Genomic DNA, 16,539 nt, shown 5'->3' on the forward strand with positions numbered 1-16,539 from the left:
AGCAATGTTGCAAAATTCGGAAATACAATTGCTGAAGCTATATGGATAGATTGGCTAGTGCTAAAACGAGCTTTTACTATCTAGAATTACTGCTCAATCGTAATCTGATTTGCGGCAAACTCAAGTTAAGAAGATCTTAAAATCCTCTGTATTTAGACAGATAAACGATCGCTGAAACCCCTATGGCGATGAAACTAATTGTGGATATGTATTTATAATTACAAATCAAATTTGAGCGACTGTTTGCGATAAACATATTTTGAAATCGCCCAGCTAAATTTCAAGAACAAATCGATGTTGACTTTGAATTACAGTCATTAAATTAGTCAGTTATCTACAACATAATTTTTAGAAAAATTGTAAAAAATGCTATGTTTTAGAAAACAGGGATTGTTTACTATGAACAATCTTTTCTAAATGTTAAAATAATGTTGATTTGCTCAAACTGAACAGTAGAACGCTGCTAGCTCAATTAGAAAAGAATACGAATTGACTTGTATAAATACTCTCCTGCTTTTTCGTTACGTGTGCTCCAGTTAAAACTTCAATTTATTTTGCGGTCTCAACAACAAGGAGACTTAGACGGATCAAGCTTACTCTCTACCTGTGTTGCCCCAACAACGGAGCATTATGGCGTACAAAATTTCTGGTGACTGTATGGGATGTGATGTCTGTCGTCCTCAATGCCCGACCGGAGCTATTTGCATTGAGGACACTGGCGCTCTGTGGATTAATCCAGTGCTCTGTAATGACTGCGAAGGATATTTTGACGAGCCTCAATGTTTGTCGGTGTGTACTCAAAATTCGGTGCTACCCTACCAAGCAATGAAAGGTCGATCGAAAATTGTAGAGACAAGACCGATTACTAGCCCTGAATTGTTTACAAATGGTAAGAATAGCCCGTTTGCTTCTGCGATCGTGATTTGGGAAGCTTGTAATCTACTCGCTCAGCGCAAATCTTTACCTTGGAAAGTTCAAAACGGAACGGTCGAATATCAGCGATCGATTCATCACGGTCAAGGCTTGATTACGCTCAAGTTAGCGAATGATCTGGGGGATTCTCCCATCCCTGCGACTAAGCAGGATGCTTTAGAAATTTTAGATGAGATGGATATTCGAGCCGCTTGTTTGCATCTGCTGTATGCCGCTTATGCAACCACTTTAGAGAAGCCTTGGGAAGAAGAATTTGTGATCAGTGATCAACAGATTGAAGCTTATCTAGGGTTAGACAAGCGAAAGGATTTGAGTAAGCCTGTCAAACTGAATTTGATCAAAGATTTAGTCGAAACGCCTTGTTGGTTAACTGCCTCGATCGATTTTCCAAAGCAAGGTAAAGTTCCAGCATTTTCGCTGTCTGATAGTCGCTTATGGCATTTACTCGAAATTCAGCATCACTTTCAAGAAGATGATTTGAAGTGTAAGCATTTAGTTGGCTTGACGTTTAGGATCAAAGCGGGTGCGTGGGCGAAGTACTTTCTGAATAAGCAAGAGTGTAAAGAGCAATCCGCATTTTATCAATACGGTAATCTCCCGAAATCTTTGATTTTTCTGATTATGAGCATTTGGCAGCAGCATGAAGGTGCAGCTCGGATGCTGTTGTGGTTGCTATTTAAGGTGCGAATTGGAAGAGAGCAAAGGGTTACAGTGCCGACCTTGATGCGGATTGCGTATGGCGAAGAAAAAGTTATGCTTGCCAATGCTCAACGGGAGGAACGAAAGCGGATTGTCAGAGCGTTTGAGAATGATTTGTCTGTGTTGGATAACTATGGGTTAAAGCCTGAGTTTGATCCAGTGACTTATCCGCCTGAGATTCGACCGTTGTGGTCGAAGTTAGCAGGTTTGCCAGATGATGCGGAAGAAGCGCTTGAGTTCTGGATGAATGATGGCAGCGGAGATTCACGATTGACGGATGCGGCTCCTCGCGGGAAGTGGAATCTATTGATGAATGCTCGAATTTTGTCGTTTGCTTTGCCCGTGGACTGGGAACAGTCTTCAGGGTTGCAGAAGAAGAAAAAGCGGCAGAGTGGGAAACAGCAGAAGTCTAAAAATCGAAGTTCGCAGTCAATGCTATCAAGTGACGAGATTGTGAATGCGAGAAAGAGTATTGGGTTGAGTCAGAGACAGCTTGCTGAGCGGGCTGGAAAGAGCCAGAGTTGGATTCGGGATATTGAGAATGGGCGATTTCAGATTAAAGCTCAGGATCAAGCAGTGTTGAAGAAAGTCTTGGGATTGTGATGTCTGATGGACTGATTATCTGGATGATAGGGTTTTGAGGAGATCTGCGATCGCGTTTGGTTCCATCCCACTGAGTCGCTTTTTCCCAGGCATGAGCATAATGTTGGGAGCCATTGAGCATTTGCCTAAGCAGTCAGATCGTTCAATGGTGGCAACGGTGTGCAGTTCGCGATCGCGGATGGCGGTTTCGAGTTCGCGATGCTGCTTGCGTCCCCCTCTGCGTTGGCATTTAGAATTTTGACAAACTAAGACACGGTAGCAAGGTTTATCAGAGCAGGGTTTGTCAGGGCAGGATTTGTCAGACTTAAATTCAATGAGCTTTTCGCTATTTGGATTAGCTCGCAAAATTTGCTGTGCGGTCAGTTTTACGCTGCCAGATTTAGGGTCAATGCTTTGTTTACCTGTGACTTGAATCAGGTCTAGAGGGCGGAGCGGAGAGGATTGCTCGATCGAGCGAAATAACGCAGCGCGAACCTGTTTTGAGAGCTTGATTTGAATTTCTTCGTTGGCGGAAGACATCCGGAGATATTTGAGTTTTCCACTTTCGACAACAAAAGCTAAAAACTGTCCCTCTAAGCAAAATTCACAGGACTGAGCATTTTCAATGAGCATAATAGGACTCTCGGTGAAAGATTTTGAATACGGTTTGTGTTCTTAGCTCAGTGGTAGTAACCCTGAAACACTGAGAATAATAGCTGAGAATTATTGTCAAATTAAAAGCAGTATTTCCCGACAAGAGCTTCAATTAAAGCAATCTGAATTAATGCAAAGCTTCATCTAAGAGGCGCATATCCGCCAGAAACACAATCAACAACCTACGATCAAGGGAGAGACAAAGAGCAACAACTCCCTATCTCTCCACTCCCCATCTCCCTAACCTAAAGCCGCCGAGCCTCAACTGTCTGCGGCAACTTCATCGGCTCCTCCATCACTGGCATTGCTAGCTCCCAACCATTTGCCAATGTGTAAATCTTACCGTCCGCAGTTTCCGCTTCACTGACAACTTCTTCTTCTAAATCCTTCTTTGGTACATAAACGACTAAATGCCCGATCGCATTTTTCCGTAACATTACTTTCATAGCACTTCCTCTGCGGATTCTAGTTCTTTACTCCGGCAACCGACTACAAAGCCGGACTGCATAAAATGAACGGCGTAAATGTAATAGGTCTGTAGAAATGTTCCAATACTCACGACGTAGCCAGTGTCCCCTTTTTTAGCAAGAGTTACACCGATATCTTGTCCTGGAAAAGTTCCATCATTGCGAATCAAGCGGCGGGTTTTTACTTTATGACCAATTTCATAAAGGGGTTGATCATCAATTTCTACTTCATCGGGTCGCATCGTATCACTCCTATCGAGGGACTAAACTTAGTAGTTCTTCAGTCGTCAAACTTCGCTTCAACTGCATCGACAAATCCCGAACCGAATTTAAAACGGATTGTGTTTCTTCAAGTTCTAGAATGATGCCGTGCTGTGCAAGCAGATTTGAAACGAGATGTTTACCTGAATGTTTACCAGCAACAAGACGACGCTGCCAACCGACTTCTTCAGGCGAGAAAGGCTCATAGGTCTTCGGATCTTTTAGAACTCCATCCCCATGAATTCCAGCTTCGTGAGCAAAAGCATTTGATCCGACGATCGCTTTCCAGGGTGGAACTGTACTGCCGGATGCTTTGGAAACCACCCGTGACAGGGAAAGCAGTTGTGATGTATCGATTCCAACGGGCGTATGATAGACCTGCTTCAAACCCATGACAACTTCTTCAAGGGCAGCATTTCCGGCTCTTTCACCTAAACCATTGACGGTTGTGTTGACCGAAGTTGCGCCTGCTTTTATGCCTGCTAGAGCATTGGCAGTCGCGAGTCCTAGATCGTTGTGAGTATGCATCTCGATCGCGATATCAGACCGTTTGACTAACGCTTTCACTTTGTTAAATGTACTAAATGGATCGAGAATGCCAACCGTATCGCAGAAGCGAAATCGAGACGCACCCCACTCCTGGGCATAGAGTGCAACATCAAGCAGGAAGGTTTCATCTGCTCTGGAGGCATCCTCACCGCCGACTGAAACATACAATCCATGATCCACTGCAAAGCAAATCGTGTCCCGTAAGCGTTCTAACATCGATCGCCAACGTCCTTGGAACTTGGCAGCAATTTGAATTTCTGAAACGGGAACGGAGATATGGACTCGGCACAAGCCACAAGAGAGTGAGGCAGCAATGTCAGAAATGGTGGCGCGATTCCAGCCGAGAAGCTTTGCATTTAAGCCAAGCTGATTAATCGCAGAGATTGCTTCTGTCTCTTGTTTCCCCATTGCGGGGATGCCGATTTCCAGTTCTTGTACTCCAATGTCGTCGAGGAATTTTGCGATCGCAATTTTTTCATCGATCGTAAATGCAACGCCTGCTGCTTGCTCTCCGTCTCTCAAGGTCGTGTCATTAATTTGGATCTTGTTCATCGGCTCTGTCTCCCAGGATTGCACAAAGCAAGAAAGGTGGTGGAAAGACAATCCCACCACCTGAGATCGGCTTTATCGGATCAAGTCATACGAGATGTCAGTCTTCGATGGAATGATCGTGTTGCGATCGAGTTCATCTAACAACGTATTGACGATCCAGTTGAGCAGGTTGATCGTTCCCTTGTACCCAAAGGTTTCGTAGCGGTGTAAGTGGTGACGATCAAAGATCGGATATCCAATCCGAACCATTGGTGTTTTAGTATCACGCCAGAGGTACTTCCCGTAGGAGTTGCCAATGAAGAGATCAACAGGCTCAGTGAAGAGCAATGATCTCATATGCCACAGGTCTTTTCCACCCCAGATCTTGCCATTCGCTCCAAATGGGCTAGAGTCGAGAATTGCTTGCAGCTCCGCTTCAAATTCAGCATTGCTATTGGTGACAACAATGTGAGTCGGTTCTGCACCCAGTTCGAGCAAGAAGCTGACTAATCCAATGACGAGATCCGGATCACCGTACATTGCGATCTTCTTGCCGTGAAGCCAAGCTTGCGAATCGGTGATTGCATCGACTGCGCGTCCCCGTTCGTCTTCTAGCTCCTTCGGAATGGGCTTGCCTGTGAGTTCAGAGAGTTTCACTAAGAAAGCATCTGTGCCACGAATCCCAATCGGACGAACCACAGAAACAGGTTGTTTCCAGTCTTTTGCGATATAGTCACGGGTTTTGGTGGTGGAGTAGGCTTGTAATGCGATCGTTGCTTCTGCGTTGATCGAATCTGCTGCAACATCGAGCGGGGTTCCACCGGGGTACATATTGTACTCACCATTGTTGGGTGAATCGAGATAGTCAGAGTTGTCAGCGAGGAGCGTATAGTCAACCCCCATGACCTCAGCTAAGCGCTTCACTTCACGCAGGTTGCCAACATAAGTTTCAAACCCTGGAATGAAGTTGATCTTCCCGTTTGTCGTTTCTGCCTTCTTGCCTTCGGTGAGAGTCGTCAGAATGCCCTTCATCATGTTGTCGTAGCCCGTGATGTGGGAACCGACAAAGCTCGGAGTGTGAGCGTAGGGAACTGGGAATTCTTCAGGGACGGAGCCTCTTTCTTTCGAGGTTTTGATGAAGGCTTGTAGGTCATCCCCGATGACTTCTGCCATGCACGTTGTACACATGGCGATCATTTTAGGCTTGTAGAGGCTGTAGGAGTTTGCTAAGCCTTCAACCATATTGTTCAGCCCGCCAAAGACGGCTGCATCTTCTGTCATTGAAGAGGAGACAGCAGAGAAGGGTTCTTTGAAGTGGCGGGTGAAGTGGCTACGGAAGTAGGCAACACAACCTTGGGAGCCATGTACGAAGGGAAGAGTTTGCTCAAATCCGACTGCTGCGAGGATTGCACCTAAAGGTTGGCAAGCTTTTGCAGGGTTAACAGTTAGGGCTTCACGCTCGAAATTTTTCTCGCGGTATTCCCAGGTTTTTGTCCAGTCTGCAATGCGTTGGACTTCTTCGGCAGGGTGGCTCCCTTCGTATTGTTTTTTGTCTGCAAACAACTCCTGGTATTCGGGTTGTTGGAACAGTGTTGCGTGGTCTTGGATTTTATCAATATTGTTCTGAGCCATGAGAGAGTTCTCCAGAGAGAGGATGGAGTGAATTGGGCTTGAGGAGGGGTTGTTATTGCTTGCTCCACCCGGAATCTAAGTGCCGGGTGGAATGATCACAAAGCAAAAGACTATTTGTTCCAAGGAGCACCGATTAAGCCCCAGGTTGGGCTATTCAGCGCCATATCCATATCGCGAGCAAAGATCGCGAAACCATCGTAACCATGATATGGGCCAGAGTAGTCCCAAGAGTGCATTTGACGGAAGGGAAGCGCCATCTTTTGGAAGACATACTTCTCTTTAATTCCAGAAGCAACCAAGTCAGGCTTCAGTTCCTTGATGAATTCCTCAAACTCAAAGGCAGAGACGTCATCATAGATCAGTGTGCCATCTTCGATGTAGTGCGTCGTACGTTTATAGTCATCGTTGTGACCAAACTCATATCCAGTTCCGATCAATCTCATTCCGAGGTCATAGAACGCAGGAACAACGTGACGAGGACGCAGACCACCCACCATCAGAGCCACTGTTTTACCTTCCAAACGAGGACGGAATTTAGCGATGACTTCTTCGGTTTGGGCTTGGTACTTGGCGATGACTTCTTCTGCTTTTGCTTGAATCGTTTCGTCAAACTTAGCAGCAATTTCGCGCAACGATTTTGCAATCTGAGTTGGCCCGAAGAAATTGTACTCCAACCAAGGAATACCATACGTTTCTTCCATGTGACGACTGATGTAGTTCATCGATCGATAACAGTGAACCAAATTTAATTTCACGGTCGGTGTATTGATCAACTCGTTAATGGTGCCGTCCCCTGACCATTGTGCAACGACTCGTAAGCCAATTTCTTCTAGCAGAATCCGGCTTGACCAAGCATCTCCACCAATGTTGTAGTCCCCAATGATTGCCACATCATATTGAGTCGGATCAACATCGATCGTGCCATCTTTTTTTGCTTTATCGGTTCTGGGGAAAATCCAGTCCCGAACCGCATCGTTTGCAATGTGGTGACCCAACGATTGAGAAACGCCTCGGAAGCCTTCACACCGAACGGGAACCACTGCTTTATTAATTTCTTTTGCAGATTTCTTAGCAACCGCTTCAATATCATCTCCAATCAAACCAATTGGACATTCAGATTGAATGGAAATCCCGCGATTGAGAGGGAACAGTTCTTCGAGTTCTGTGATCAGTTTTGCCAGCTTTTTGTCACCACCGAATACGATGTCGCGTTCTTGGAAATCGGAGGTAAATTGCATGGTTCCGAAGGTATCAATTCCGGTTGTACCAATGTAGTAGTTCCGACGACCAGACCAGGAATAGTATCCGCAACCAACTGGACCGTGGCTAATGTGAATCATGTCCTTAATGGGACCCCAAACCACACCCTTCGAGCCTGCATATGCACACCCACGGGTGGTCATAGAACCAGGTAAGGATTTGATGTTGGATTTAACGCCACAATCGGGTTTGCCTTCTTGGTAGACATTGAGGTGTTTTTCCCGTTTTTTGCGTCCTTTTTCAGGATATGCCTCTAGAACATCTTTGATCAGTTCTTTGGGGTCAAGAGCAGGAGCTTCGTTTTCTAGGGTTACAGATTCCGGAGGAGTCATAGGTGTGCCTCGCTGAGAGTGCTGAAGGTTCTGGAATGGATGAGAGAGAGTAGTAAATTGGGGGAGTGGGGAGGTGGGGAGTGGGGGAAAGAATAAGCTAGATCGTGACAGCAGACGCTTCTCTACTCCCTACTCCCCACTCCCTACCATTTAGGCTTAGACTGCAACGCCTTGGTCTTGCTTGATAGCTTTTTCGTACTCTTCGTCGCCACCCAATAGACCGAATTCGACCAAGAGATCTTCTAATTCGTCCATCGAGATCGGAGTCGGAATTGTTAGATCTTTGTTGTCTTTGATCTTGCGAGCTAAGGTTGCGTACTCTTGAGCTTGAGCGCTATCAGGAGCATACTCGTTCACTGTCATCCGGCGCAGTTCTGCGTGTTGGACGATGTTGTCGCGAGGGACAAAGTGGATCATTTTAGTATTCAGACGTTGTGCCAGGGTTTCGATCAATTCGATTTCTCGATCGACCTTACGGCTGTTACAAATCAGACCGCCCAAACGTACACCACCGGAGTGAGCATACTTCAGAATGCCTCGTGCGATGTTGTTTGCAGCATACATTGCCATCATTTCACCGGAAGTCACAATATAGATTTCTTGTGCTTTACCTTCGCGAATTGGCATTGCAAAACCGCCGCATACAACGTCACCTAGTACGTCATAAGATACGAAATCGAGATCTTCATAAGCACCGTTTTCTTCGAGGAAGTTGATTGCGGTAATGATGCCTCGACCTGCACAGCCGACACCGGGTTCTGGACCACCGGATTCTACACATTTAACATCGCGATAGCCCTTCAATAGCACTTCTTCGAGTTCGAGGTCTTCAACTGCGCCGCGTTCTGCTGCTAAGTGCAGAATCGTGGTTTGTGCTTTACTGTGCAACATCAAGCGAGTGGAATCTGCTTTTGGGTCGCATCCTACAATCATGATGCGTTCGCCCATTTCTGCTAAAGCTGCGATCGTGTTCTGCGAAGTGGTGGATTTACCGATACCGCCTTTGCCGTAGAACGCTATCTGTCTAATATTTTCGTCAGACATGAGAATGGATCTCCTTTGAATTAGGTGTGTGGTTTGTCAATTCAGGTTGTCGGTGGGGGGTAGAGACGTTCCAATCAAAACTGTTGAATCGAAACGTCTCACTCTCTCGTTTACGGAGGTGGCGATCGTTCGCCCCAGGGCAGAGATTTTTTTAAATTCATTAGGACATTAGGTAGGAACGTTACACCGCTTGGACAACAAGGGTGGGAAGGACTCGAAGACGCAACTTAGCTTCGACGGCATCTTTGAGCGTGGCAGTACTGCTTGCACAAGAACCACAGGCTCCTTTGAGCGTTACTTTGACGAAATCGCCATCGACATCGTAAAGTTCAACATCGCCGCCATCCGCAATCAATACGGGTCGAACTTCTTCGTCTAGCACTTTTTGAATCAGTGCAATTTTCTGAACATTGGTCAGAGGTTTACGGGTCTGTGCCTCGGAGATTTCAGCCGCAATTCTGGCAGCCGTGGTTTCTTTCTCATCGATCACCGCAGTGATGATATCTTCAATGTCTGCAAGACAAGAACCACAGCCGCCGCCTGCTTTGACATAGCTTGTGACCTGTTCTACTGTCGTCAGTCCGTTCTCAATTACGACTCGACGAATCTTCGGTTCGCTAATGCCAAAGCAACTACAAATCAATGCGCCTTCATCTTCTTCGTGGTGTTCGACTTCGATGCCTCGATATTTGAAGATGGCAGCTTCTAATGCTTCTTGTCCCATGACAGAACAATGCATTTTCGCTTCTGGCAGTCCACCTAAGAATGCTGCAATGTCTTGGTTACTGACATTCAAAGCTTCATCTAAGGTGAGACCTTTGACCATCTCGGTTAGGGCAGAAGAAGAAGCGATCGCGCTAGTACATCCAAAGGTTTGAAACCGCGAATCGAGAATCTTATCGCTTTCGACTTCGATTTTGAGGTGAAGTCTCAATGCATCGCCACAAGCAATGCTGCCAACTTCGCCATAGACTACAGCAATTCCTTCTTGATTCGGGTCTTCGATCGTGCCTTGATTTTGTGGATTGTAGAACAGATCCAGAACTTTGTCGGTGTATTCCCACATAGCTTTATCTCACTGAAAGGGTTATTTACTGGTAGCAACTGCTTCTTCTCTACCTTGGAGCCATTCTGCTTGGTCGCTATTGAATGGGGAGAGGGCACGAAGTCGATCGACGATTTGGGGCATGAGTTCGAGAACGCGATCGACATCTGTATCTGTATTGAAGCGAGACAGACTAAAGCGAATCGAACCATGCAGAATGGTGTAAGGTAAGCCCATTGCTCTGAGAACGTGCGAGGGTTCGAGCGAACCAGAAGTACAGGCAGACCCAGAAGATGCACAAATCCCGTATTGATCCAGTGAGAGGAGAATCGCTTCACCTTCGATATACTTGAAGCCAATGTTGGTTGTATTGGGCAATCGCTCTGTACCACCGCCATTGACTTCGATTTCTGGAATCGTTTTGAGCAAAGTTTTCTCTAAGCGATCGCGCAATTTTTTCTCTTGTTTGACATTTGGCAAATGCTCAAGGGCAAGTTCTGCTGCTTTACCCAATGCGATTAGCCCAGGGACGTTTTCAGTTCCAGCTCTGCGTCCGCGCTCTTGGTGTCCGCCGAGTAGGAAAGGACGGAAGCGGAAACCTTTGCGGATGTACAATGCGCCGATGCCTTTTGGAGCGTGGAGCTTGTGACCGGAGATTGTGAGCAGATCAATCGTGCTGTCCTGCATGTTGAGTGGAATTTTTCCAGCCACTTGCACTGCATCGACATGCATCGTCGCACCATATTCTTTTGCGATCGCTCCTGCTTGCTCGACTGGGAAGATCACTCCGGTTTCATTGTTCGCATACATCATGGATACAAGCGCAGTATTGCCCGTCATGGATGCTTCTAACTCCATCATGTCCACTTGACCTTTGCGGCTGACAGAGAGATAAGTAACCGTGTAACCTTGCTTTTCGAGTTGCTTGTAAACGTTGAGAACGGCGGGATGTTCAACTTGAGTCGTAATGATATGTTTGCGCTCAGGTTGAGCGGCGAGTGCCGCGCGAATTGCAGTATTGTTTCCTTCAGTGCCGCAGCTATTAAACACGACTTCAGATTCTTCTGAGTTAAACAGTGCTGCAACTTGAGCGCGGGCAGTTTTGACAGCTTTTCCGACTTGCCCTCCAAAGCGGTGCATCGAAGAGGGATTGCCGTAGTACTGAGTCAGATAAGGCAGCATTGCCTCGACAACTTGTGGATCAACCTGGGTGGTTGCGTTGTTATCTAGATAAATGCAAGTTTGCATTGCGAGTCCCCGAATGATGAGAGAGCAAGGTGGAAAGTCTTTCTGAATAGCGATCGAACCAGTTTTGCCAGTAAGGGCTATTATGATTCGGGTCATGGAGATGACAGACTAAACGTTCATACGTTGCGAACCATTTTCTCCAGTACTCATCTGAGTGAAAGAGCGCTCTATGAGTGACTACGGAAGTCGTACCAGGAACACATCCGTAATTAGTCGGGCAGGTTGCTGCACATTGGGCGACGGAGTATGAGTCAGCGCAATTGTTACAGCGATTAGGATCGATCCAATGATGCGTTCCATCATATTGAATGGCTCCTGTCGAGCAAACTGGTAAACAATGATTGCATCCGATACATTGGCTGGTAATCGTGTAGCTCATGGCTTGACTCCCGATTTGCGATAGGCGGATCACCCGATGCTGAGCGAATGAATTCGGGACTCGATAGACAAAGTGTGTGTCTGTACACGGGCAGGAGAAAAGTAGGAGCTAGTCTGCCTGCGTGAGTTTTGTCTGTACAAGGCGCGACTTCATTCGCTCACCTCGTTCGTCTGCTAACTAACCTGTGCCGTCATGAACTCGTCGTAAAACTCTCGCGCAACTTTTTCAATCACGTCGTAAGCTTCTACAACTTGCAGTCCTGCTTTCTTTAACTCTTCTTGAGGACAGCCTCCAATTTTTGATGCGAGAACTGCCTTACAATCTGCGATAGCTTGAATCACATGATCCAAAGTTGCTTCTTCGCCGTATCCACCTTGGCAATACTGATCGATCTTACGGTGTCCAACAAACTTAGCTTCGTTTGCATCCACTTCAAAGATCTGAAACTCTTTCGCATGACCAAAGTGTTGATTCACAATGCCGCCACCTTTAGTCGCAACCGCAACCAAGATTTTCGGACTGTTCTTCACTCGCTCACTCGGCTTTACTTTCGCTTTTGCAAGCTTGATCTCTTCTTTGAACTGAGCAATGCCTGCATGGACTTCCTGCCGGGTTTCTAAGTCATACTCAGATTCCATTTCCATGAACTTATCTTTGGTGAATTCCTGCGATCGATCTTCACCGAGTAAGCCGACTGCATCTGCACGACATTGACGGCAGTGACGCATCATTTTCATGTTGCTATCTGCACATTCATCTTGCAGGGCTTTTAGCTCTTTAGGGTTCGGCCCACGTTGACCTGTTAAGCCAAAGTGTGTGCCATGCTCTGGAGCTGAAATCAGAGGCATGATGTTGTGTAAGAAGGCTCCGTTTTGGCGGATCACTTGATCAACTTCAACTAAGTGTTTGTCGTTGATTCCAGGGATCATAACCGAGTTGACTTTGCAGAGAATGTCCGCCTCTCTCAGTGCTTGTAAGCCTTCCATTTGCCGCTCATGCAGGATACGAGCAGCTTCTAAACCTTTGTAGCGTCTGCGGCGATAGTGAACCCAAGGATAGATTTTCGTGCCGATCTCAGGATCAACCATGTTAATCGTGATCGTCACGTGATCAACATTGAGGGCTTTAATGCGATCGACATGATCTGGCAACATCAATCCATTAGTAGACAAGCATAATTTAATGTCAGGAGCTTTGTCTGCAATCAGATCAAAGGTGCGGAATGTCTTGTCTGGATTAGCCAATGGATCGCCAGGGCCAGCGATTCCTAAGACCGTCATTTGCGGAATCTTACCAGCAATCACCAGCACTTTGTGTGCTGCTTCTTCTGGTGTGAGCAATTCACTCACCACACCGGGTCGGCTTTCATTCGCGCAGTCGTATTTACGATTGCAGTAGTTACATTGAATGTTACAAGCGGGCGCTACAGCAACGTGCATCCGAGCATAGTGATGATGGGCTTCTTCGCTATAGCAGGGGTGCTTTTCGATTCGTTCTCTCAGGCGGTCATCCATTGTGGGGGTAGCATTTGGGTTACTGCTGCAACCACAGCTACTATCGGATGATTTGGGCTGGGGGTTATTCGGATCGGTAGACTTATTAATGGTCAGATCGGTAACGGGTGTTGTAAGCAATGCCGAGGGTGGTGGTGTCATTGAATTTCGGAATAGTCAGTGGACATCGCCACCTGTGGAGGAGTTTACACAGTCACAGTCTAAGGAATGAAAGTCGCTTCTGTTGAGATTGCAAGACTTGTCTAAACAAGTAATAAACCCTAGTTAAGTTAAGGGAGCTGTTTTAGTGAGCAATCCAGACAAAAGCGACTTCATGGTTGGACGGGGACATGGTGTTATCACTTTGCTCCACACACGTCTGCTTCAAGTTAGGAACGGTATAAATCTCAGTTCCAGGTAGAAGCTTCAGTGATTGGTGTTGTGGAAGTTATAGCAGCCAGGTTTTTCTGCATCGTTTGGCTGAGCGCTGATAGGATTTATTGAAATAATTAGAGATGTACTCAACTGCTGAGACCCCGATTTGTAGAGGAGAAAAAATTATTTTGGGGTGCAGGGTGCGAGTATTTTTAACAGAGGGATTGAGTATTAAAGGGGCGGGGGTTGGGTTTTTCTGTACTCTAGTTGAATCCTTGAATTAATTAGGTTTCAAGGATTTTTGAGTTAATTTTTTGATGAATTAACCTGTACTCAACTCTTGAGTTTTCAGTCGTTTTAGGCGGGGTTAGAAACTGGAGTAACCGAAGTGTGGTTACTCCAGACAATTCCGAAATTCAAATCTGTATCTAAAATATCACTTTTTTGAATTCAGCGATCGACTTAATATTTTTTTAACGTTCTATATATAGTGAAAAATATCAGTTGCGCATAGCAATAATTGCGAACCGCAATACTGTTGAGCAGTTCTCGTTTCTATTGCTGGAGAATGACTGATCCAGTTCTTCAAGGATTGCAAATGACCTCTAGCAATTTGCGATCGAACACTTGCTTTTTCAAAACTATCAGAATAGAATTCAAACCGTAACCACAGATACAGAAAATCTCGTTTTGCCTCAAACTTCCTCAGCTTGAGTACAGTTGAGTACAGGCAAATTTGTGGCAGAATTTGAACTAGAAATAAGCTGAATAGCTTGCTAGTTAAGGAATAGAAGCTTAGACAAATTGAGTGTAGAAATACTCATCCTTATTCCCATAAATACTAGAGCTAGCCCTGAAAAAAGCTAGTCCCTTCACCCTAAAGAAATTTCAAATTGCTTGTACATCAGACTTTGCAAGCTGAGTACATTGCTAATAAGTTCAATAAATCCTATCCAGAGCGATCTCCGAATCAGCATTTTGCCTGCCTGTTATAAGCAAAGCAGACCAGGCACACATAGCTTTAATTCCCTCTTGAGAAGCGATGCTCCAGCCCTTAGTTCTCCCCAAACGCTCTTTTAATCCCTTTCCCTCTTTTCTCAGGAACGGCTTGCAAACGCTCCAGGCTGACTTTCAAATCATCTTTGAACGTGATCCTGCGGCGCGTCACTGGTTAGAAGTCTTGGTGTGCTACCCAGGCTTACACGCTCTCGCCTCTCACCGTTTAGCTCACTGGCTTCATCGTTGTGGTGTTCCATTCTTTCCGCGCTTTATTTCTTTTCTGACTCGTTTTCTGACCGGAATCGAAATTCATCCCGGTGCAACGATCGGTCAAGCAGTCTTTATTGATCATGGCATGGGAGTTGTGATCGGCGAAACTGCGATCGTGGGTGACTATACTTTGATCTATCAAGGAGTCACGCTCGGCGGAACTGGGAAAGAGACTGGAAAGCGTCATCCGACTCTCGGGCAGCATGTTGTCGTTGGGGCGGGTGCGAAAGTACTCGGGAACATTACAGTCGGTGATCATGTGCGAGTTGGGGCAGGCTCGATTGTCCTTCGAGATGTTCCTTCAGCCTGTACCGTTGTGGGCATTCCTGGTCGGAATATCTGTCGGGGCTGTAATAAGACCTTTCAGCCGCTTGAACATCATCAATTGCCTGATGCACAAGCAGTTGTCATTCGGAATTTATACGATCGCATCGAACAGCTTGAGGAGCAACTGCAATCGCTCCGCCCTACCCTCACCAATTCCTAACCCTTCAAATCTATGTTTCAGCACACTCGAAGTCCTAGCATCACGGCTGCTCAGGTCGTCAACATTTCCCGAACCGATCGCTGGCGAATCTATCATCGCTTACAAGAATTAAGGATACCTGCTTGGTGTCCAGAGGATGGCTCACTTTGGGTCGAAGTCGATGATGCAATCGCTGCTTTTTTAGTTCGGAGTACAGTTCAGCAATTTGCCGCATCCCGGAGTGAATTGCTCGGATGGTTAGAGCGATGCTGGACAGAGAGTGTGTAAGACGAGTTTAGATGAAACGAGATTTCAACCATCAAGTCCACCTTATAAGTAAGGGAGTAAAACAATGACAGCAACGCTCGTTCAGTCCTTTGGTCAAGTCGCAGAGAATCCAGTTGGTTTTGGGCAGGATGTAACTGTTCCAATCTGTGAAGGCTTGAATATTGCATTAGCAAGTTTTCAGGCACTTTATCTGCAATATCAGAAGCACCATTTTGTTGTAGAAGGTGCTGAATTCTACTCATTACACGAGTTTTTCAATGAAGGTTACGATGCTGCTGCGGGATATGTGCATCAGATTGGCGAGCGGCTGAATGGACTCGGCGGAACTCCTGCCGCAACGTTCTCTAAATTAGCCGAACTGTGCTGCTTTACTCCTGAGCCGGATGGAATTTTCTCGGCTCGGCAGATGGTCAGCAACGACTTGCAGGCAGAGCAGGCAATTATCAATGTTCTGCGCCGTCAGGCGGCTCAGGCTGAAAGTGTTGGCGATCGCGCAACTCGATATCTGTATGAGCAGATGTTACTTGCTACAGAAGATCGGGCGTTTCATTTAGCTCACTTCTTAGCTGAAGATAGCTTGACATTTGCGTTCGCTCGATAGGTCTTATGGCTTTGGCAACCCCTAAATTCTCGAAGGTTTGGGAGTTTAGGGGGCGAATCTTCAAACTGACGAAAAAACCTATTCCTAATCACCTCACCCATGACGTTGTCCTATGACTGCAACACACCCGTCTCCTCAAAGCCCAAAAGGGTTGCCTGACCTCCTCCTACCTTTGCGCCGCTTGATCAATAACTTCACGATTCGCAGTTACAGAGTTGCACATCTTATCTGTAAGGTGGTTCCCTGTGCTTGCCCTTTCGAGCGTGATGTGACTCTATTCGGGCGAACTTTTCACATTCCAGCGCTTTGTAAGCTCAATCCTCTTTATAACGAAGTTGTTTTACTTCGCTTCCGAGCACTGAGCTACTTAACGGATATTTGCGAAGAAGATGTTGCACAGTATCTCTGCTAGTTGAACCACCTCACTAAAT

The 16,539-nt window shown here is 46.2% G+C and carries 16 protein-coding genes; 5 read left to right on the forward strand and 11 right to left on the reverse strand.

Features of this window, described 5'->3' with window-relative positions:
• Positions 1-630 precede the first annotated feature (630 nt).
• The gene (locus tag ACMUEV_RS11050) at positions 631-2,235 is read left to right on the forward strand and encodes a helix-turn-helix domain-containing protein (protein ID WP_190653250.1); all 1,605 of its coding nucleotides are present in this window, start codon (positions 631-633) and stop codon (positions 2,233-2,235) included.
• A 15-nt stretch (positions 2,236-2,250) separates the two neighbouring features.
• Here ACMUEV_RS11050 and ACMUEV_RS11055 read toward each other — a convergent pair whose 3' ends face one another.
• The 11 genes from ACMUEV_RS11055 to nifB form a co-directional block, all read right to left on the reverse strand.
• The gene (locus ACMUEV_RS11055) at positions 2,251-2,847 is read right to left on the reverse strand and encodes a (2Fe-2S) ferredoxin domain-containing protein (RefSeq protein WP_190653249.1); all 597 of its coding nucleotides are present in this window, start codon (positions 2,845-2,847) and stop codon (positions 2,251-2,253) included.
• Positions 2,848-3,113: 266 nt separating this feature from the next.
• Positions 3,114-3,314: a putative nitrogen fixation protein NifT gene (nifT, locus tag ACMUEV_RS11060; RefSeq protein WP_190653248.1), complete on the reverse strand. Its 201-nt coding sequence runs from the start codon at positions 3,312-3,314 to the stop codon at positions 3,114-3,116.
• Positions 3,311-3,577, reverse strand: coding sequence for a nitrogen fixation protein NifZ (locus tag ACMUEV_RS11065; RefSeq protein WP_017289033.1), 267 nt, complete (start codon positions 3,575-3,577; stop codon positions 3,311-3,313). Before ACMUEV_RS11065 ends, nifT begins: the two co-directional genes overlap by 4 nt.
• Before the next feature lie 10 nt (positions 3,578-3,587).
• Complete coding sequence (gene nifV, locus ACMUEV_RS11070) at positions 3,588-4,697, reverse strand: homocitrate synthase (RefSeq protein WP_190653247.1); 1,110 nt, start codon at positions 4,695-4,697, stop codon at positions 3,588-3,590.
• Between the two features lie 72 nt (positions 4,698-4,769).
• The gene (gene nifK, locus ACMUEV_RS11075; protein ID WP_190653246.1) at positions 4,770-6,308 is read right to left on the reverse strand and encodes a nitrogenase molybdenum-iron protein subunit beta; all 1,539 of its coding nucleotides are present in this window, start codon (positions 6,306-6,308) and stop codon (positions 4,770-4,772) included.
• Positions 6,309-6,418: 110 nt separating this feature from the next.
• Entirely contained in the window at positions 6,419-7,900 is a 1,482-nt protein-coding gene (gene nifD, locus ACMUEV_RS11080; protein ID WP_190653245.1) for a nitrogenase molybdenum-iron protein alpha chain, read from the reverse strand.
• A 156-nt stretch (positions 7,901-8,056) separates the two neighbouring features.
• Positions 8,057-8,944, reverse strand: coding sequence for a nitrogenase iron protein (gene nifH, locus ACMUEV_RS11085; RefSeq protein ID WP_190653244.1), 888 nt, complete (start codon positions 8,942-8,944; stop codon positions 8,057-8,059).
• Between the two features lie 181 nt (positions 8,945-9,125).
• Positions 9,126-10,010 (reverse strand): Fe-S cluster assembly protein NifU, encoded by an 885-nt coding sequence (gene nifU / locus ACMUEV_RS11090; protein ID WP_190653243.1) that lies wholly within the window; start codon positions 10,008-10,010, stop codon positions 9,126-9,128.
• 21 nt (positions 10,011-10,031) lie between these two features.
• Positions 10,032-11,237, reverse strand: coding sequence for a cysteine desulfurase NifS (nifS, locus tag ACMUEV_RS11095; RefSeq protein ID WP_190653327.1), 1,206 nt, complete (start codon positions 11,235-11,237; stop codon positions 10,032-10,034).
• Entirely contained in the window at positions 11,212-11,616 is a 405-nt protein-coding gene (locus tag ACMUEV_RS11100) for a DUF362 domain-containing protein (RefSeq protein WP_415354768.1), read from the reverse strand. Before ACMUEV_RS11100 ends, nifS begins: the two co-directional genes overlap by 26 nt.
• Positions 11,617-11,789: 173 nt before the next feature.
• Positions 11,790-13,130 (reverse strand): nitrogenase cofactor biosynthesis protein NifB, encoded by a 1,341-nt coding sequence (nifB, locus tag ACMUEV_RS11105; RefSeq protein ID WP_017289026.1) that lies wholly within the window; start codon positions 13,128-13,130, stop codon positions 11,790-11,792.
• 1,396 nt (positions 13,131-14,526) lie between these two features.
• Here nifB and cysE point away from each other — a divergent pair.
• The 4 genes from cysE (at position 14,527) to ACMUEV_RS11125 (ending at position 16,520) form a co-directional block, all read left to right on the forward strand.
• The gene (gene cysE, locus ACMUEV_RS11110; RefSeq protein WP_017289025.1) at positions 14,527-15,240 is read left to right on the forward strand and encodes a serine O-acetyltransferase; all 714 of its coding nucleotides are present in this window, start codon (positions 14,527-14,529) and stop codon (positions 15,238-15,240) included.
• Between the two features lie 12 nt (positions 15,241-15,252).
• Positions 15,253-15,507, forward strand: a complete 255-nt coding sequence (locus tag ACMUEV_RS11115) for an Asr1405/Asl0597 family protein (RefSeq protein WP_017289024.1) — start codon at positions 15,253-15,255, stop codon at positions 15,505-15,507.
• Positions 15,508-15,571: 64 nt separating this feature from the next.
• On the forward strand, positions 15,572-16,108 hold the full coding sequence (locus ACMUEV_RS11120; RefSeq protein ID WP_190653242.1) for a Dps family protein: 537 nt from the start codon (positions 15,572-15,574) through the stop codon (positions 16,106-16,108).
• Between the two features lie 112 nt (positions 16,109-16,220).
• Positions 16,221-16,520, forward strand: a complete 300-nt coding sequence (locus ACMUEV_RS11125) for a Mo-dependent nitrogenase C-terminal domain-containing protein (RefSeq protein WP_190653241.1) — start codon at positions 16,221-16,223, stop codon at positions 16,518-16,520.
• Positions 16,521-16,539: the final 19 nt, after the last annotated feature.

It is taken from the genome of Leptolyngbya sp. FACHB-1624 (assembly GCF_047649235.1).
Classification (GTDB): Bacteria; Cyanobacteriota; Cyanobacteriia; order Leptolyngbyales; family Leptolyngbyaceae; genus Leptolyngbya; species Leptolyngbya boryana.